This is a genomic window from Paraburkholderia sediminicola (assembly GCF_046026895.1).
Lineage (GTDB): Bacteria > Pseudomonadota > Gammaproteobacteria > Burkholderiales > Burkholderiaceae > Paraburkholderia > Paraburkholderia sediminicola_C.
Map to the genome: position 1 here is coordinate 296,321 of NZ_JAQQEU010000001.1, position 19,331 is coordinate 315,651.

15 protein-coding genes are annotated in these 19,331 nt (G+C 61.7%); all 15 read left to right on the forward strand.

From position 1 onward, the window contains the following. The first annotated feature begins 16 nt into the window (after positions 1 to 16). The 15 genes from PQR02_RS01360 (at position 17) to PQR02_RS01430 (ending at position 19,319) form a co-directional block, all read left to right on the forward strand. Positions 17 to 1,555: a CoA-acylating methylmalonate-semialdehyde dehydrogenase gene (locus PQR02_RS01360; RefSeq protein WP_408224296.1), complete on the forward strand. Its 1,539-nt coding sequence runs from the start codon at positions 17 to 19 to the stop codon at positions 1,553 to 1,555. 94 nt (positions 1,556 to 1,649) lie between these two features. Beyond that, the gene (locus PQR02_RS01365) at positions 1,650 to 3,365 is read left to right on the forward strand and encodes a GMC family oxidoreductase (RefSeq protein ID WP_408224299.1); all 1,716 of its coding nucleotides are present in this window, start codon (positions 1,650 to 1,652) and stop codon (positions 3,363 to 3,365) included. 315 nt (positions 3,366 to 3,680) lie between these two features. After that, on the forward strand, positions 3,681 to 4,460 hold the full coding sequence (locus PQR02_RS01370; RefSeq protein ID WP_408224302.1) for an ABC transporter ATP-binding protein: 780 nt from the start codon (positions 3,681 to 3,683) through the stop codon (positions 4,458 to 4,460). Continuing rightward, the gene (locus PQR02_RS01375; RefSeq protein ID WP_408224305.1) at positions 4,457 to 5,215 is read left to right on the forward strand and encodes an ABC transporter ATP-binding protein; all 759 of its coding nucleotides are present in this window, start codon (positions 4,457 to 4,459) and stop codon (positions 5,213 to 5,215) included. Before PQR02_RS01370 ends, PQR02_RS01375 begins: the two co-directional genes overlap by 4 nt. Before the next feature lie 47 nt (positions 5,216 to 5,262). Then, entirely contained in the window at positions 5,263 to 6,477 is a 1,215-nt protein-coding gene (locus PQR02_RS01380; RefSeq protein WP_408224308.1) for an ABC transporter substrate-binding protein, read from the forward strand. A gap of 203 nt (positions 6,478 to 6,680) precedes the next feature. Next, the gene (locus tag PQR02_RS01385) at positions 6,681 to 7,565 is read left to right on the forward strand and encodes a branched-chain amino acid ABC transporter permease (protein ID WP_408224311.1); all 885 of its coding nucleotides are present in this window, start codon (positions 6,681 to 6,683) and stop codon (positions 7,563 to 7,565) included. Continuing rightward, the gene (locus PQR02_RS01390; protein ID WP_188130792.1) at positions 7,565 to 8,536 is read left to right on the forward strand and encodes a branched-chain amino acid ABC transporter permease; all 972 of its coding nucleotides are present in this window, start codon (positions 7,565 to 7,567) and stop codon (positions 8,534 to 8,536) included. The genes PQR02_RS01385 and PQR02_RS01390 overlap by 1 nt, the downstream gene beginning before the upstream one ends. 532 nt (positions 8,537 to 9,068) lie before the next feature. Further along, positions 9,069 to 10,235, forward strand: coding sequence for an ABC transporter substrate-binding protein (locus tag PQR02_RS01395; protein ID WP_408224315.1), 1,167 nt, complete (start codon positions 9,069 to 9,071; stop codon positions 10,233 to 10,235). A 417-nt stretch (positions 10,236 to 10,652) separates the two neighbouring features. Then, positions 10,653 to 11,813: an ABC transporter substrate-binding protein gene (locus PQR02_RS01400; RefSeq protein ID WP_408224318.1), complete on the forward strand. Its 1,161-nt coding sequence runs from the start codon at positions 10,653 to 10,655 to the stop codon at positions 11,811 to 11,813. Positions 11,814 to 12,021: 208 nt separating this feature from the next. Beyond that, positions 12,022 to 13,077, forward strand: coding sequence for a branched-chain amino acid ABC transporter permease (locus tag PQR02_RS01405; RefSeq protein ID WP_408224321.1), 1,056 nt, complete (start codon positions 12,022 to 12,024; stop codon positions 13,075 to 13,077). 4 nt (positions 13,078 to 13,081) lie between these two features. After that, entirely contained in the window at positions 13,082 to 14,866 is a 1,785-nt protein-coding gene (locus PQR02_RS01410; RefSeq protein ID WP_408224324.1) for a branched-chain amino acid ABC transporter ATP-binding protein/permease, read from the forward strand. Between the two features lie 11 nt (positions 14,867 to 14,877). Beyond that, the gene (locus PQR02_RS01415; RefSeq protein ID WP_408224327.1) at positions 14,878 to 15,630 is read left to right on the forward strand and encodes an ABC transporter ATP-binding protein; all 753 of its coding nucleotides are present in this window, start codon (positions 14,878 to 14,880) and stop codon (positions 15,628 to 15,630) included. Between the two features lie 175 nt (positions 15,631 to 15,805). After that, on the forward strand, positions 15,806 to 17,764 hold the full coding sequence (gene mnmG / locus PQR02_RS01420) for a tRNA uridine-5-carboxymethylaminomethyl(34) synthesis enzyme MnmG (protein ID WP_408224330.1): 1,959 nt from the start codon (positions 15,806 to 15,808) through the stop codon (positions 17,762 to 17,764). After that, on the forward strand, positions 17,761 to 18,444 hold the full coding sequence (gene rsmG / locus PQR02_RS01425) for a 16S rRNA (guanine(527)-N(7))-methyltransferase RsmG (protein WP_408224333.1): 684 nt from the start codon (positions 17,761 to 17,763) through the stop codon (positions 18,442 to 18,444). Before mnmG ends, rsmG begins: the two co-directional genes overlap by 4 nt. Before the next feature lie 83 nt (positions 18,445 to 18,527). Then, a complete protein-coding gene (locus PQR02_RS01430) occupies positions 18,528 to 19,319 on the forward strand; it encodes a ParA family protein (protein ID WP_408224336.1) in 792 nt (263 codons plus the stop codon). Positions 19,320 to 19,331: the final 12 nt, after the last annotated feature.

Consider the following 19,331-nt stretch of genomic DNA (forward strand, 5'->3'; position numbering starts at 1 on the left):
CAGGAAGAGGACGGACATGAGCGAGACACTTCAGGACGAGACCCAGCGCAGCGTGACCACCGCACGTGCGCTAACCCATTTCATCAATGGCAAGACCCTCGATGGCACGAGCGGGCGCTTTGGCGACGTCTTCAATCCGGCGCTCGGCAGCGTGAGCGCACGCGTGCCGCTGGCTAGCGTCGCCGAGGTGGACGCAGCGGTGGCCGCCGCCCGGGCCGCCTTTCCCGCATGGAGCGAAACCGCGCCGATCAAGCGGGCGCGCGTGCTGTTCAAGTTCAAGGAATTGCTCGACCGTCACCACGACGAACTGGCGGAGCTCATCACGCGCGAGCACGGCAAGGTGTTCTCGGATGCGAAGGGCGAGGTAATGCGCGGCATCGAGATCGTCGAGTTCGCGTGCGGCATTCCAAATCTGTTGAAGACCGACTTCACCGATCAGATCGGCGGCGGCATCGACAACTGGAATCTGCGCCAGCCGCTCGGCGTGGTCGCGGGCATTACACCTTTCAACTTCCCGATGATGGTGCCGTGCTGGATGTTCCCCGTCGCGATCGCGTGCGGCAATACCTTCGTTTTGAAGCCGTCGGAGCGCGATCCGTCCGCGTCGAACCGGCTCGCCGAATTGCTGAAGGAAGCGGGCTTGCCCGATGGCGTGTTCAACGTCGTGCACGGCGACAAGGTGGCGGTCGACGCGCTGCTCGTGCATCCCGAAGTGAGCGCGTTGTCGTTTGTCGGATCGACGCCGATCGCCGAGTACATCTACACGGAGGGCACGAAACACGGCAAGCGCGTGCAGGCGCTGGGCGGAGCGAAGAATCATCTGGTGGTGATGCCGGACGCCGATCTCGATCAGGCCGTCGATGCGCTGATCGGCGCCGCATACGGTTCGGCGGGCGAGCGGTGCATGGCGATTTCGGTGGCGGTCGCGGTAGGTCATATCGCCGATGAACTGATCGAACGGCTGACGCCGCGCGTGCAGAGCCTGAAGATACTCAACGGCATGGAGTCCGCGGCCGAGATGGGCCCGTTGGTTACCGCGACGCATCGCGAGAAGGTGGTCGGGTATATCGACGCAGGTATTGCGGCAGGCGCGAAGCTGGTGGTCGATGGCCGGGGTCATCAGGTCGCCGGTCACGAGAAGGGTTTCTTTCTCGGCGGCACCCTGTTCGATGATGTGTCGACCGACATGAAGATCTACCGCGAAGAGATTTTCGGACCGGTGCTGTGCGTGGTGCGCGTGCCGGATTTCGCGTCAGCGGTCGAACTCATCAACGCTAACCAGTTCGCCAACGGGGTGTCGTTGTTCACGTCCGACGGCGGCGTTGCGCGGGCTTTCTCACGACAGATCGAGATCGGCATGGTGGGAATCAACGTGCCGATTCCGGTGCCGATGGCGTGGCATTCGTTCGGCGGATGGAAGAAATCGTTATTCGGCGACCATCATGCATATGGCGAGGAAGGCGTGCGGTTCTACACGCGCTACAAGAGCATCATGCAGCGCTGGCCCGACAGCATCGCGAAGGGCGCCGAATTCACGATGCCGGTCGCCAAATAGTCCGGTTCGGTTGCCGCAGAGAATAAATAAAGCAGAGCACCGCGGCCGCATGAGAAGCATGCGGCTCGCGGAAAAAAGCTTAGGAGACTGAATCATGAGCCAAACCGAAAGCACACAGGCGTCCGAGCGTCGGCTGGAAGGCGAATTCGACTACATCATTGTCGGCGCGGGCACGGCGGGCTGCGTGCTCGCCAACCGGCTGACCGAAGATCCGGACGTCCACGTGCTGCTGCTGGAAGCAGGTGGCAAAGACGATTACCACTGGATTCACGTGCCGGTCGGCTACCTGTATTGCATCGGTAATCCGCGTACGGACTGGCTCTATAAGACGCAGCCTGAAGCGGGGCTCAACGGACGCGCACTGTCGTATCCACGCGGCCGCGTGCTGGGCGGCAGTTCGTCGATCAACGGCATGATCTATATGCGCGGCCAGCGCGAGGACTACGACGAATGGGCCCGCGTGACCAACGATCCATCGTGGTCATGGAACGCCGTGCTGCCGGTCTTCAAACGCAGCGAAGACCATCACGCCGGCGCGAACGAATCGCACGGCGCGGGTGGACCGTGGCGCGTCGAAAAACAACGGCTGAAATGGAAGATTCTTGAAGAGTTTTCGAAAGCGGCGCAGCAGAACGGCATCCCCGCTACGGATGACTTCAATCGCGGCGATAACACCGGCGTCGGCTACTTCGACGTCAATCAGAAACGCGGGATTCGCTGGAATGCGTCGAAAGCGTTCTTGCGCCCCGCACTCAAGCGTCCGAATCTGACGGTCATCACCGGCGCGCACACGCAGCGCGTCGTGTTCGAAGGGCGCCGCTGCAGCGGCGTCGAATATCGCGGCGACAACGTCGACTATCTCGCCAAGGCCCGCTGCGAAGTCATCCTCAGTTCGGGGGCGGTCAACTCGCCGCAACTGCTCGAATTGTCCGGTATCGGCAACGGCGCACGGCTGCAAAATCTGGGTATCGAGGTCGTCAAGGATCTGCGGGGCGTCGGCGAAAATCTGCAAGACCATTTGCAGTTGCGCATGGCTTATAAAGTCGATGGCGTGCGCACGCTCAATACGGCTTCCGCGCATTGGTGGGGCAAGCTGATGATCGGCTTGCAATACGCGCTGTTGCAAAGCGGCCCGATGTCGATGTCGCCATCGCAACTCGGTGCGTTCGCCAAGTCCGATCCCGACGATCACTCGCTCACGCGTCCGGACCTCGAATATCACGTGCAGCCGCTTTCGCTCGATCGCTTCGGCGAGCCGCTGCATCGGTTCAATGCGTTCACGGCGTCGGTGTGTCAGTTGCGGCCTACATCGCGCGGCAGCATTCACATCGGATCGGCCGACGCGTCCGCGCCACCTCTGATCGCACCGAATTACCTGTCTAGCGATTACGACCGGCACGTCGCCGCCAACGCATTGCGTCTTACGCGCCGCATCGCCATGGCACCGGCGCTCGCGCGCTATCGGCCGCAAGAGATTCTGCCGGGCATGCAGTATCAAACTGAAGAAGAACTGGAACAGGCCGCAGGTCTCGTCGGCACGACCATCTTCCATCCGGTCGGCACGTGCCGCATGGGCACGACCGACGACCCGGCTGCGGTGGTCGACAATCGGCTACGAGTTATCGGAGTCGACGGGTTGCGCGTGGTCGACGCGTCCGTGATGCCGAACATCACGTCGGGTAACACCAACTCGCCAACGCTGATGATCGCCGAGCGTGCGAGCGACATGATCCGTGAAGATCGCCATGCGCGCTTGAGCGGCAGCGTCGCTGCGCAGACCGGCGCGGTGCCTTCCATGTCCGCTGCGTGACAGAAAAGCGGAAGGGCGCGTACGCACGAAGGCAGACAGCCAGTCGCGTGAGGCACCGTTGATGTTTTACCGAACGGTCGCCTCGCGCGCGTCCATCCAGCCCGCCCGGGCATGATCCACTAAGTGCAAATCCCAATGAATGCGCTGCATCATTGGGGCGACAATGGCAGCCATGCTGCGTGCCACGCCATGAATTACCGTCCAGATTGGTGCAGCACGCAAACGAGCGGCAAGGGGTGCCGCCGTCATAAAAGTCGCGCAGAGCTTCGCGCGAAAAGATCGTAATGCTTCGCCTTACTCCGTATGGAAGGGAACATGATTCTCGGCGATACGATTCTCGAAACGCGCGGACTGACTCGTGAATTCAAAGGCTTCATCGCCGTGAGCGGTGTGAACCTGCGCGTGCGGCGTGGCTCGATCCACGCGCTGATCGGGCCCAATGGGGCAGGCAAGACCACCTGCTTCAATCTGCTCACCAAGTTTCTCGAACCGACTGCGGGTCAGATTGTGTTCAACGGCGTCGACATCACGAATGAACGGCCGGCGCAGATCGCGCGCCGCGGCATCATCCGTTCGTTTCAGATCTCCGCTGTATTTCCGCATCTGACAGCATTGCAGAACGTGCGCGTCGGCTTGCAACGTTCGCTCGGCACCGCCTTTCATTTCTGGAAGAGCGAGCGCACGCTCCGCCAGCTCGATGACCGTGCAATGGACCTGCTCACACAGGTCGGATTGACCGATTTCGCGGATGTGCCGACGGTCGAACTTTCATATGGCCGCAAACGCGCGCTTGAAATTGCCACCACGCTCGCGATGGAACCGGAGCTGATGCTGCTCGACGAGCCGACGCAAGGGATGGGCCATGAAGATGTCGACCGCGTGACGGCACTGATCAAAAAAGTATCGAGCGGTCGCACGATTCTGATGGTCGAGCACAACATGAACGTGATCGCGGGCATCTCCGACACGATCACCGTGCTGCAACGAGGCGAAGTGCTCGCCGAAGGCAGCTACGCAGAAGTGTCGAAGAATCCGCTCGTGATGCAAGCCTACATGGGCAGCGCCGACGCAGCGCTCGCCGGAGCCCACGCATGAATACAATTGTCGAGGGCGAAGGCCTCGAAGTGAGCGGTACGAGCGGCGGCGCACCCGCGCTGGAGATTGCGGGCTTGCAGGCCTGGTACGGGGAATCCCACATTCTGCATGGCGTCGATCTGAGCGTGAACCGCGGCGAAGTGGTCACGCTGCTGGGGCGCAATGGCGCTGGGCGCACCACCACGCTGCGCGCGATCATGGGCCTGACGGGGCGGCGCACCGGCTCGATCCGCATCGACGGACGCGAAACGATCAACCTGCCCACGCATCGCATCGCGCATTGCGGTATCGGTTATTGCCCGGAGGAGCGCGGCATTTTTTCGAGCCTCTCGTGTGAGGAGAATCTGTTGCTGCCGCCGCCCATCGGCGACAAGGCGCACATGATGTCGCTCGAGGAAATCTATTCGATGTTTCCGAATCTGCAAGAGCGCCGCGCGAGCCAGGGCACGCGGCTCTCGGGCGGCGAGCAGCAGATGTTGGCGGTCGCGCGGATTCTGCGCACCGGCGCGAGCCTGCTGCTGCTGGATGAAATTTCGGAAGGACTGGCGCCGGTGATCGTGCAGGCGCTCGCCCGCATGATCATCACGCTGAAGGCGCGCGGCTACACGATTGTGATGGTCGAACAGAATTTCCGCTTTGCAGCGCCACTCGCCGACCGCTTCTACGTGATGGAGCATGGCACGATCGTCGAGCACTTCGAGGCGAACGAACTCGAAGGCAAGATGCCGGTCCTGCACGACTTATTGGGCGTCTAAACCCGCGCCTCTCTGATAACCACAAGCGAAGAAACCAGGAGACACGAATGAAAAAGAAACCACTCGCGCGGCTTGCCTCACTTTGTTTCGCGGTAGCGGCCGGGGCCGCTTTCACGATGGGCAGCGCGCAAGCGGCCGACGATGCGGTGAAGATCGGCTTCATCACCGATCTGTCGGGGCTGTATGCGGATATCGACGGCCCGGGGGGCCTCGAAGCGATCCGCATGGCGATCGCCGACTTTGGCGGCAAGGTCAACGGTAAGCCGGTCACGCTGGTCTACGCGGATCACCAGAACAAGGCGGACATCGCGGCGTCGCGCGCCCGCGAATGGTTCGACCGTGATGGCGTCGACATGCTGATCGGCGGCACGAACTCGGCGACGGGTTTGTCGATGAACACGGTGGCGGGCGAGAAGCACAAGGTCTACATCAGCATCGGCGCGGGCGCGGACACGCTGACCAACGAGCAGTGCACCCCTTACACGATCCACTATGCGTACGACACGACCGCGCTCGCCAAGGGCACCGGTTCCGCGGTGACCAAGCAGGGCGGCAAGACGTGGTACTTCCTGACGGCCGACTATGCGTTCGGCAAGGCGCTCGAAAAGAACACGTCGGACGTGGTGAAAGCGAACGGCGGCCAGGTGCTGGGCGCGGTGCGTCATCCGCTGTCCGCGTCGGACTTCTCGTCGTTCCTGCTGCAGGCGCAAGCGTCGAAGGCGCAGATTCTGGGCCTCGCCAATGCCGGCGGCGACACGATCAATTCGATCAAGGCCGCCAAGGAATTCGGCATCAACAAGACGATGAAGATTGCCGCGCTGCTGGTGTTCATCAACGACATCCACAGCCTGGGTCTGGAAACCACGCAAGGCCTCGTGCTGACGGACAGCTGGTACTGGAACAAGGACGCCGAGACGCGCAAGTGGGCGCAGCGCTATTTCGACAAGACCAGGAAGATGCCGTCGAGCCTGCAAGCCGCGGACTATTCGGCGACCATGAACTACCTGAAAGCGGTGCAGGCGGTCGGCTCGACCGACCCCGACAAGGTGATGGCGCAGCTGAAGAAGACCAAGATCGACGACTTCTACGCGAAGGGCTACATCCGTCAGGACGGCAGCATGATCCACGACATGTACCTGATGCAGGTGAAGACGCCGGCCGAATCCAAAGAGCCGTGGGACTACTACAAGATCACGGCGACGATCCCGGGCGAACAGGCGTTCACGACCAAGGCGGAAACGCGCTGCGCACTGTGGAAATAAGCGCGGGTTGAGAGTTTCTCGAGGCCGTCTGGCTGTCGGGTGCATCGCCGCATAGTTTGGCAGGTTGCGCGGCGCCGCCCGGCAGGCAGACGGCAAACCGTTTCACATGCCGCGCGCGAGGGGCGTTGCTACCGGTCGCGCGCCGGCCGGGTCGTGCGTGAACGATCTCACCTTGGCAATGGTTTCAGGGGTTAAGGGCTTCAATGGAAATCTTTGGCGTTCCGCTTCCGGCAATGCTGAGCCAGCTGCTGCTGGGGCTCGTGAACGGCTCGTTCTACGCGATTCTGAGTCTCGGGCTGGCGGTGATCTTCGGCTTGCTCAACGTGATCAACTTCGCGCACGGCGCGTTGTTCATGCTCGGTGCAATGCTCGCGTGGATGGGGCTGTCGTATTTCGGCCTGCCTTATTGGGTGATGCTGATATTGGCGCCGCTGATCGTGGGGCTGTTCGGCATCGCGATCGAGCGCTCGATGCTGCGCTGGCTGTACAAGCTCGATCACCTGTATGGGCTGCTGCTGACCTTCGGACTGACGCTCGTGGTCGAAGGCGTGTTCCGCTCGATCTACGGTTCGTCGGGTCAGCCGTATGACGTGCCGTCGGCGCTGTCGGGCGCGACCAATCTCGGCTTCATGTTCCTGCCGAACTATCGCGCCTGGGTGGTCGTCGCGTCACTGGTGGTGTGCTTCGCGACGTGGTTCGTGATCGAGAAGACGCGCCTCGGCGCTTATCTGCGCGCGGGCACCGAGAATCCGAAACTGGTCGAAGCGTTCGGCGTCAACGTGCCGCTGATGATCACGCTGACCTACGGCTTCGGCGTCGCGCTGGCGGCGTTTGCCGGCGTGCTGGCCGCTCCGGTCATTCAGGTCTCGCCGCTGATGGGCCAGCCGATGATCATCACCGTGTTCGCGGTGGTCGTGATCGGCGGGATGGGTTCGATCATGGGCTCGATTCTCACCGGCCTCATGCTTGGCGTGATCGAGGGGCTCACGCGCGTGTTTTATCCGGAAGCTTCGGCGACCGTCGTCTTCGTGATCATGGCGCTCGTGTTGCTGGTGCGGCCGGCGGGTCTCTTCGGCAAGGAAAAATGATGCAGAGAAAAGTGCTCTACGGTCTGCTGCTGATCGCGCTCATTGCAGTGCCGGTGCTCGGCATCTATCCGCTCTTCGTGATGAAGGTGCTGTGCTTCGCGCTGTTCGCGGCGGCATTCAATCTGCTGATCGGCTATACCGGCTTGCTGTCGTTCGGTCATGCGATGTTCCTCGCATCGGCCGGCTATGTCACCGGCTATGCGATTCAGACGCTCGGCTTTTCGCCGGAACTCGGCGTGATTGCCGGCACCGCGGTGGCAACCTTGCTGGGGCTGGTCGTCGGATTCTTCGCGATTCGCCGCCAGGGCATTTACTTCGCGATGGTGACGCTGGCGCTCGCGCAAATGGTCTACTTCGTGTTCCTGCAGGCGCCGTTCACGCATGGTGAGGACGGCCTGCAAGGCGTGCCGCGCGGCAAGCTGTTCGGGTTGCTGGATCTGTCGTCGGATGTGGCGTTGTACTTTGTCGTGCTGGCGGTGATGGTGCTGGCGTTCCTGCTGATCGTGCGGATCGTGCATTCGCCGTTCGGGCAGGTGCTGGTGGCGATCAAGGAAAACGAGCCGCGCGCAGTGTCGCTTGGCTACGACACGGATCGCTTCAAGCTGCTCGCATTCATTCTGTCGGCGGGACTTGCCGGGCTCGCGGGCTCGCTCAAGGTGCTGGTGCAGGGCTTCGAGACGCTGGGCGATGCGTACTGGACCATGTCCGGTCTGGTGATCCTGATGACGCTCGTCGGCGGCATGGGCACGCTGTTCGGACCTTTGCTCGGCGCTGCGTTGATCGTCGCGCTGGAAGACCGGCTCGGCGATATCGGCGGGGCGCTCGCGGCGACGACAGGCATCGACTGGTTCCGCTCGCTGGGCGAGTCGGTGACGATCGTGACGGGCGTGATCTTCATTGCTTGCGTGCTGGCGTTCCGGCGCGGCATTGTTGGCGAGATCGTCGCGCGGGTGCGGCCGCTGCGGGCTTGACCTTTGGCGACGCGCAATGATACGCATAATTGATTCGGCATCCGATATAGTTCGCGTCATTTTGAAGACGGCTGCGCAAGTGAATGGCGGCATCCACGGCGTAGTCACAACCGCTGGGAAAAGCGCCCAGAACACGCCCCATTTCGGTGCCGCACTGCACCACTAGGGTAATTGCTAGTTGTAGTCACAAAGGTGCTCGTTTAATCTGCATGCAGTTCTGATGCACCACGAATTTTGCAGGTGGAGAACGAGGAGACAATGAGGCACTCAGTGCCCAGACGAAAGCGCTGTTGGATTGATATCCAACAGCGCTTTTTATTTGCACTTTTCACCAAGCGGCAATCCCTCCTTTCGCTAATTCGGCCGTTTTTTTATTCGCCGGACCGCTCAGGATCCGGCTCGGCTCAACCCTGCAAATCGCTTGCGGCGCGGGGCTCTCGTCCGCTAAACTCACTATTCGCCGACCACAGGGTTGGGATTTAAATCCGCGGATTTAAATTCAATTGAATAACGGGGTAGATAGAGGAGCGGGATGAAGTCGGCATTGCGTTGGATTAGCGCGGCACTGGTCGCCACCGGAGTATCCGCAGCATGGAGCGGTCATGCATTCGCGGACGTGAAAATCGGCGTCACGGTGTCGGCAACCGGGCCGGCCGCATCGCTCGGCATTCCGGAAAAGAACACGATAGCGCTGCTGCCTAAAGAAGTGGCGGGCCAGAAAATCGACTACATCGTACTCGACGATGCCACCGATTCGACCCAGGCGGTCAAGAACGTCCGCAAGCTCACCAGCGAAGACCACGTTGACGCATTGATCGGCTCGACCGTCGTGCCGAACTCGCTCGCGATGATCGACGTCGCCGCCGAAAGCACCACGCCGATGATCTCGATGGCTGCAGCGGCGAGCATCGTCGAACCGATGGACGCGAAGCGCGCGTGGGTCTTCAAGACGCCGCAAAACGACATCCTGATGGCCACCGCGATCGCGCAGCACATGGCGAATCACGGCGTGAAGACGGTCGCGTTCATCGGCTTCTCGGACGCATACGGCGAGAGCTGGTTCAAGGAATTCGGCAAGGCCGCCGATCTCGCCAAGATCAAGATCGTCGCGAACGAACGCTTCGCGCGCAACGACGCATCGGTCACGGGCCAGGCGCTGAAGATGATGTCGCAGAACCCGGATGCGGTGCTGATCGCGGGTGCGGGCACGCCGGCCGCGTTGCCGCAGAAAACGCTCAAGGAGCGTGGCTACAAGGGCAAGTACTACCAGACGCACGGCGTCGCGAACAACGACTTCCTGCGCGTGTGCGGCAAGGATTGCGAAGGCACCTATCTGCCGGCCGGCCCCTTGCTGGTGGCCGATCAACTGCCCGATTCGAATCCGGTGAAGAAGACCGCGCTCGCGTACAAGCATGCTTACGAAACCGCGTACGGCGCGGGCTCGGTGTCAACCTTCGGCGGTCACGCCTGGGACGCCGGCTTGCTGCTGCAACGCGCGATACCGCTCGCGCTGAAGAAGGGTCAGCCGGGCACCCCCGGATTCCGTGACGCGCTGCGTGCAGCATTGGAAAGCACCAAAGACATGCCCGCGTCGCACGGCATCTTCAACATGAGCGCGAACGACCATGCTGGCCTCGACCAGCGGGCGCGCGTGATGGTGGAGATCGTCGGCGGCAAGTGGAAGCTGTCCGGCGACTGAGCGAAGGCGAAGCGATACGGGAGCTCATCGAAAAAGACGCGTGCAGTTGACGCGTCTTTTTTATTGCCCGCATCACGTGAAGAAGTGTAGCTTCGTCGCTTCAGGACAAACCCGCATTTGACTGGCGGTCTATTGACCGTCAATGATGCAGAACGCAATACTACTAACATGTTAGTGGTTTGTTGGCCTGAATTCGCTACAGCGAAGTAGGGCCACTCATGCCACTCTCGTCGTGGGAAATCGCAACAGTTGCAGAAGTGATAGGCAGGGGGAGTGGCATCCAACAAAACGGCGAAGGTATTTGCGTCGAGCAGGGAAAACCATGCTTGGCACGCCTGAACTCTTATAACTAGATTCGGACACCCGGCCCGTAAGCCGGATCATAGATACGCGTTTCAAAGCGTTTGGAGACTCGCAATGAAGAAGACCAGGCAATGGGTACGCACCGGCATCGTAATGGCGTTGATGTGCGGTGCGGGCGCGGCGTTCGCGCAGGTGAAAATCGGCGTGACGTTGTCGACGACGGGACCCGCTGCATCGCTCGGAATTCCTGAGAAGAACACGATTGCACTGCTGCCGAAAGAGATCGGCGGCAAGACCGTGCAGTACATCGTGCTCGACGACGCGTCGGACACCGGCAAGGCCGTGCAGAACACGCGCAAGCTGATCGACGAAGACCACGTCGACGCGATCATCGGTTCGACCGTCACGCCAAATTCGCTCGCAATGCTCGACGCCGCCGCGGAAGGCAAGACGCCGGTGATCTCGCTGGCGGCATCGGCCGCGATCATCTCGCCGATGGACGGCAAGCGCGCATGGGCCTTCAAACCGCCGCAGAACGACAGCCTGATGGCTGACGCGATCGCGGACTACATGGCGCATCACGGCGTGAAAACGGTCGGCTTCATCGGCTTCGCGGATGCGTACGGCGACGGCTGGAACAACGTCTTCACCGCCGCGGCCGCTGCGCACAATCTGAAGATCGTTTCGAGCGAACGCTTTAACCGGACCGACGCCTCGGTGACCGGCCAGGTGCTCAAGACGATGGGCGCGAATCCCGACGCGGTGCTGATCGCCGGCGCGGGCACGCCGTCGGCCCTGCCGGCCAAGACGCTCAAGGAGCGTGGCTACAAGGGCAAGGTTTATCAGACGCACGGCGTCGCGAATAACGACTTCCTGCGTGTGTGCGGCAAGGATTGCGAAGGCGAATTCCTGCCGGCCGGTCCGATCCTCGTTGCCGATCAATTGCCCGAATCGAATCCGGTGAAGAAGTCGTCGGAAGCGTACAAGGCGGCGTATGAGAAGGCGTATGGGGCGGGTTCGGTGGCGACCTTCGGCGGTCACGCGTGGGATGCCGGCCAGATGCTGCAAACGGCGATTCCGGTCGCGCTGAAGACCGCTCAGCCGGGCACCGAAGCGTTCCGCGTCGCACTACGCGGCGCGCTCGAAAGCATCAAGGAACTGCCGGTGTCGCACGGCATCATGAACACCACCACGACCGACCACAACGGCCTCGACAAGCGCGCACGCGTGATCGTGCAGATCGTCGACGGCAAGTGGAAGCTGCAGAACGACTAAAGATAAAAAAGCGATACGCGCCTCTCGCGCAATCCGCGGCGCCTGACGCCGCCTTGCCATTCTGTTCGATGACAATGGCAACGACCGCCGCGCCGTGTTCCGGCGCGGCGGTCGCCTTTTCAGGCATTGCAGGTCGGTGGACGGCCGCGAATTCCGCCGCCACGACCGTTTCCCGGTTTTCGATTTCGACGCTTCAGGACGAGGAAGTATGGATCTATCAATTGCGGCGATCCTCGCGCAGGACGGCATCACCACCGGCGCGATCTATGCGCTGCTCGCGCTCGCGCTAGTGCTGGTGTTCTCCGTGACGCGGGTGATCTTCATCCCGCAGGGGGAGTTTGTTTCGTACGGCGCGTTGACGCTCGCCGCACTGCAGACACAGAAATTTCCGGCCACCTGCTGGCTGCTGATGGCGATGGGTGCAGCGTGCTTCGTCGTGGAAGGGGCGGGGCTGGTGCGGCATCCCGAACGGCGGCGACACGCGGCGCGCACGCTCGTCATGCTGGTGGGGAAATATCTGCTGTTTCCGATCGCGGTGTACGCGCTCACGCGTGGCGTGTTCCTACAACCACTGCCGATGAGCGCGCAAATCGCGCTGACGCTTCTGATCGTGATTCCGATGGGACCGTTCGTCTACCGGCTTGCGTATGAGCCGATCGCTGAGGCGACCACGCTGCTGCTCTTGATCGTGGCGGTGGCGGTGCACTTCGCGATGGTCGGCCTCGGGCTCGTGATGTTCGGTGCCGAAGGCTCGCGCACGACCGCGTTCTCGGATGCGACGTTCAACCTCGGCAGCCTGTCGATCTCCGGGCAAAGCCTGTGGGTGGTCGGCACCGCGGTCGTGTTGATCGGCGCGCTGTATCTGTACTTCGACCGCTCGATCTCGGGCAAGGCCTTGCGCGCGACGTCGGTGAACCGGCTCGGCGCGCGGCTCGTCGGTATCGGCACGACCCAGGCGGGGCGCCTCGCGTTCACGCTGGCTGCGGGGCTCGGTGCGCTGTGCGGCATCCTCGTTGCACCCCTGACCACCATCTACTACGACTCGGGCTTCCTGATCGGTCTGAAGGGCTTCGTGGGGGCGATTATCGGCGGCCTCGTCAGCTATCCGCTGGCGGCTGCGGGTTCGATCCTGGTCGGGCTGCTGGAGTCGTATTCGTCGTTCTGGGCGAGCGCTTACAAAGAAGTGATCGTGTTCACGCTGATCATCCCGGTGCTGCTCTGGCGAAGTCTTGCCAGCCCGCACGCCGAAGAGGAAGAGGAGTGACACGATGAAACGGATCATGCAAAACAAGTTCTTCTGGTTGTTCCTCGTGGTGCTGTTCGCGCTGCCGGTGTTGCCGCAACCGATCCACGTGCCCGAGTACTGGGTGACGCTCCTCAACTACATCGGGCTGTACTCGATCGTCGCGATCGGCCTCGTGCTGCTGACCGGCATCGGCGGGATGACGAGTTTCGGGCAGGCGGCGTTCGTGGGCATCGGCGCGTACGCCACCGCGTATCTGACGACCAACTACGGCGTCTCGCCGTGGCTCGCGCTGATTGCGGGTGTCGTCGTGACGGCGTTGATCGCGCTGATGCTGGGCCTCGTGACGATGCGTCTGTCGGGGCACTTTCTGCCGCTCGGCACGATCGCGTGGGGACTCGCGCTGTTCTACCTGTTCGGCAATCTTGAAATGCTCGGCAAGTACGACGGCATCAATGGGATTCCGGTGCTGAATGTTTTCGGCGTCAATCTGGAGTCGGGCAGGCATATTTACTACCTGATCTGGCTGGTCGTGCTCGGGGCGGTGATTTCTGTTCAAAATCTGCTTAATAGCCGGCCGGGGCGGGCGATTCGCGCGCTGCGCGGCGGCGGCATGATGGCGGAGGCGATGGGCGTGAATACCGGGTGGATGCGCGTCGTCATCTTTGTCTATGCGGCGGTGCTGGCGTCGGTCTCAGGATTCCTGTACGCCCATCTGCAACGCGCGGTGAACCCGACGCCGTTCGGCCTGAATCACGGCATCGAGTTTCTGTTCATGGCGGTGGTGGGGGGCGTGTCGCATGTTTGGGGCGCGGTGCTCGGCGCGGCGATCCTGACGCTGCTGCAGGACTATCTGCAAACGCTGCTGCCGAAGCTGCTGGGCGAGAACGGCAACTTCGAAGTGATCGTATTCGGCATCTTGATGGTGTTACTGCTGCAATACGCTCGGCAAGGTGTCTGGCCGTTCGTCGCGCGCTTTTTCCCGCGTGGTCCGCGCGCTCACCTAGCCGATCATGCGGAGCCGTTGCCGCAGCGCAGCAAGCCGCAAGCCGGCGAAGATCTTCTGGCCGTGAACAAGGCGCGCAAACAGTTCGGCGGCTTGGTCGCGGTGAACGATGTCAGCTTCGAGGTGAAAGCGGGACAAATCATCGGGCTGATCGGACCAAACGGCGCCGGCAAGTCGACCACCTTCAATCTCGTCACTGGTGTATTGCAGGCGACCAGCGGCGAGATCACGTTCCGCGGCGAGCGGATCGATTCGTTCAGTTCACGTGAAATCGTCAAGCGCGGGATCGGCCGGACCTTCCAGCACGTCAAACTGTTGCCGGGGATGACAGTCTTGGAGAACGTGGCGATAGGCGCGCATCTGCGAGGACATGCGGGTGTCTGGCGCAGCGTCGCGCGCCTGAACAGTGCCGAGGAGGCACGTTTGATGGCGGAAGCGGCTCGGCAGATTCGCCGTGTCGGGCTCGAACAGCATATGTACGACGAGGCCGGGAGTCTGGCGTTGGGCCAGCAGCGGATTCTCGAAATCGCTCGGGCGCTGTGCTGTGATCCCACGCTATTGCTGCTCGACGAACCGGCAGCCGGTTTGCGCTACCAGGAAAAGCTGCAACTCGCCGATCTGCTGCGCCGCCTGAAGGCCGAAGGCATGAGCGTGCTGCTGGTCGAACACGACATGGATTTCGTGATGAATCTCACCGACCGGCTGGTGGTCATGGAGTTTGGAACCCGGATTGCGGAAGGCCTGCCGCTGGACGTTCAACAGGACCCGGCGGTGCTCGAAGCGTATCTGGGCGGGGTGGAGTGATGGAGAACACGATGAATACTGCTGCACCGATTCTCGAAGTGGACGGTCTGTCGGTCCGGTACGGCAAGGTCGAGGCGCTGCACGGCGCGGCGATCAAGGTGCGGGCGGGGCAGATCGTTTCGGTGATTGGGCCGAACGGCGCGGGCAAGTCCACCCTGTTGAACGCGATCATGGGCGCGTTGCCGAACACGGGGCACGCGAAGGGCGGGGTGGTCTATCAGGGCGAAGACGTCAGCGCGGTGTCGGTGGAGAAGCGGGTTGCGCGGGGCATGTGTCTGGTGCCCGAAAAACGCGAGCTGTTTGCGTCGATGACGGTTGAGGACAACCTTGTCCTCGGGGCGTATCGACGCAAGCGCGCTGGGGAGCGCAATTTCCTCGACGAGCTCGAACCGGTCTTCACGCTGTTTCCGCGATTGAAGGAGCGTCGCAAACAGGCCGCTGGCACTTTGTCCGGTGGTGAGCGGCAGATGCTCGCGGTAGGACGCGCATTGATGGGCAAGCCCGATCTACTGATGCTAGACGAGCCGAGTTTGGGCCTCGCACCGCTGATCGTAAAAGAAATTTTCCACATCATTAGCGCGCTGCGGCAGACGGGGGTGGCGACACTGTTGATCGAGCAGAATGCGCGCGCTGCGTTACAGATTTCAGACTATGGCTATGTACTCGAAACGGGGGAACTGGCACTGGAAGGTCCGGCGGCGGATCTGGCGCAAAATCCTCGCGTGATCGAGACATATCTGGGGCTGGCCAAGAAAGTGGCTTAGCCGTCCGACCTTTCGCTGGCTGCTGCAGTTCGAAGCGGTGTGTTTCACGTGAAACACACCGCTTTTTTATGGGGCAGCCGGTCGGACGAAATTCGGGCCTAAACCGAACCCGTTATAATTCGCCCATACATTTTCCTCTGAAAGGCTCACGTGACGATCTGGCGTGAGATCCGCAATGCTTTTTCCCACAGAATTTGACGTAATTGTCGTTGGTGGCGGCCATGCCGGCACGGAAGCCGCATTGGCCTCGGCGCGCATGGGCAATACGACGCTCCTGCTGACTCATAACATCGAAACCCTCGGCCAGATGAGCTGCAATCCGTCGATTGGCGGCATTGGCAAAGGCCATCTGGTCAAGGAAGTCGACGCGCTTGGCGGGGCGATGGCGGCCGCGACGGACGAGGGCGGCATTCAGTTTCGCATCCTGAATTCGTCGAAGGGGCCTGCAGTGCGGGCGACACGCGCACAGGCCGATCGTCTGCTGTACAAGCAGGCGATCCGGCATCGGCTCGAGAATCAGCCGAATTTGTGGCTGTTCCAGCAAGCCGTCGACGATTTGATGGTCGAAGGGGACCGTGTCGTTGGGGCGGTGACACAAGTCGGAATTCGATTTAGTGCGCGCGCTGTGGTGCTGACGGCGGGGACGTTCCTCGACGGCAAGATTCATGTGGGCTTGAACAACTACACCGGCGGTCGCGCAGGCGATCCGGCGGCGGTTTCGCTATCCGCTCGCCTGAAAGAATTGAAGCTGCCGCAAGGCCGCCTCAAGACGGGTACGCCGCCGCGGATCGACGGCCGCACGATCGACTTCTCGCAGCTCGAAGAGCAACCGGGCGATCTCGATCCGGTGCCTGTGTTCTCGTTTCTTGGACGGGTCGACCAGCATCCGCGGCAAGTGCCGTGCTGGGTTACGCATACGAACGGCCGCACCCACGACATCATCCGCGGCGGCCTTGATCGGTCGCCCATGTACACCGGTGTCATCGAAGGGGTGGGGCCGCGCTATTGCCCGTCGATCGAGGACAAGATCCATCGTTTTGCGTCCAAGGAATCGCATCAGATCTTCCTGGAACCGGAAGGGCTGACGACCAACGAGTTCTACCCGAACGGGATTTCCACGAGCCTGCCGTTCGATGTACAGCTCGAACTGGTCCGTTCGATGCGCGGTCTGGAACACGCGCACATTCTGCGGCCGGGCTACGCGATCGAATACGACTATTTCGACCCGCGCGGACTGAAGGCTTCGCTGGAAACCAAAGTGATCAACGGTCTGTTCTTTGCCGGGCAGATCAACGGCACGACGGGCTACGAAGAGGCTGCCGCGCAAGGGCTGCTGGCGGGCATTAATGCGGGCTTGTACGTGCAGGGCAAGGATGCGTGGTGCCCGCGTCGCGACCAGGCTTATCTGGGCGTGCTGGTCGACGATCTGGTCACGCGTGGGGTATCCGAGCCGTATCGGATGTTTACGAGCCGGGCTGAATATCGCCTGAGCCTGCGCGAAGACAATGCCGATATGCGTCTGACCGAGATCGGCCGCGAGCTTGGGGTGGTCGACGATGTCCGTTGGGATGCCTTTAGCCGGAAGCGCGACGCTGTTTCACGTGAAACAGAGCGCCTTCGCACGACCTGGGTCAATCCTAAGACGTTACCGGCTGACGAAGCGACAGCTTTGCTCGGCAAGCCGATTGACCACGAATACAGCCTGGCGGATCTGCTTCGTCGCCCAGGCGTCAGCTATGACGGCGTGTGCGGCCTGCGTGCAGGTGCATGTGGCGCGCCTGAAATCCTTGCTGAAGACGATGTGTTGCTCGCCCAGATCAAGGAGCAGATCGAGATCGGCATCAAGTATCAGGGTTACATCGACCGCCAGGCCGGCGAGATCGAGCGAAATGAGGCTCAAGAAAGCACCCGTCTGCCCGAGGGACTGGACTACGCGGAAGTGAGAGGCCTCTCGTTCGAAGCGCGTCAGAAGCTGACGCAATTCCGGCCTGAGACCATTGGTCAGGCGTCGCGCATATCCGGCATCACGCCGGCGGCGATTTCCTTGCTGATGGTTCATTTGAAGCGCGGCTTGGGCCGTCGTTCGACGAAACCCGCCGAACCCGGCACCGATACCACGCCGGTGACGCAATGACGGTGAGCCAGAAGGGAAGCGCTCATCAGACGTTGGCGCCATTGCTGGCGACCGGTGTCCGTGAACTCGGTCTCGAATTGAGCGACGCCCAGCAGGGCCAGCTGCTCGACTACGTCGCGCTGCTGGCAAAGTGGAACGCCGTCTACAACCTGACTGCGATCCGCGACCCGCGGCAGATGCTAATCCAGCACATCCTCGATTCGCTTTCGATCGTGCCACATCTTGCACCCCGTGGACCGTCGTCGGTCCTCGACGTGGGTTCGGGCGGCGGCTTGCCGGGGATCGTACTGGCGATCGTTTTGCCCGACTGGACGGTCACCGTGAACGACATCGTTCATAAGAAGACAGCCTTCCAGGCACAGGCAAAGGCCGAACTGGGCCTGGCGAATCTGTCGGTCGTGACGGGCCGCGTCGAAACTTTGCGGCCACGCGCCGAAGTACCGGCAAAGTTCGACGTAATTGTGTCGCGCGCATTCGCAGAACTCGCGGATTTCGTTACACTGGCCCGTCATCTGGTTGCGGACCAAGGGGCGGTCTGGGCGATGAAGGGCGTGCGTCCGGATGGTGAAATCGAACGCTTGCCGCCCGGCACCCACGTGGAACAGATCATCCGGTTGAACGTGCCGTCGCTCGAGGCTGAGCGGCATCTGATCAAGGTCGTGGTTCGCGCCGACGACTGAGGCCGGCGCTAGCCTCGTGCACCACCGCAGCAGTACCAACGATTTTTGCTTCATCTAGAAGCAGCAAAAGGGACACACCAACGATGGCAAAAATCTTCTGCGTTGCGAACCAGAAGGGCGGCGTCGGCAAGACGACGACCACAGTCAATCTGGCCGCGAGCTTGGCAGCGCAGGGACAGCGAGTCCTTCTCATCGACCTGGACCCGCAGGGCAACGCCACGATGGGCAGCGGCATCGACAAGGCCGCGTGCGCAAACACCGTCTACGAAGTGCTCGTGGATAGCGTATTGGTAGCCGACGCGCGCATCCGTCCGGAGGCCGTCGGTTATGACGTGTTGCCCGCGAACCGCGAACTCGCGGGCGCCGAGGTGGAACTCGTCAGCGTGCACAATCGTGAACGTCAACTGAAAGCCGCGCTCGCGGCGGTCGAGAGCGAATACGATTTCGTACTGATCGACTGCCCGCCGGCTTTGTCGCTGCTGACGCTCAATGGGTTGTGCGCCGCCCATGGCGTCGTGATTCCGATGCAATGCGAGTACTTCGCGCTCGAAGGTTTATCCGACCTGGTCAACACGATCAAGCAGGTGCACGCCAACCTGAACCGGGACCTGAAGGTGATCGGTTTGCTGCGCGTGATGTTCGATCCGCGCATCACGCTGCAACAGCAGGTTTCGGATCAATTGAAAGAGCATTTCGGCGACAAGGTGTTCGACGTGGTTATCCCACGCAACGTACGTCTGGCCGAAGCGCCGAGCTATGGCTTGCCCGGCGTGGTGTTTGATCGGGCGTCCCGCGGCGCGCAGGCGTATGTGCAGTTCGGCGCGGAAATGATTGAGCGGGTGCGCGCGTTGAACGACGCGCCCCAGGCATCCTAAGCGGATCGAGGA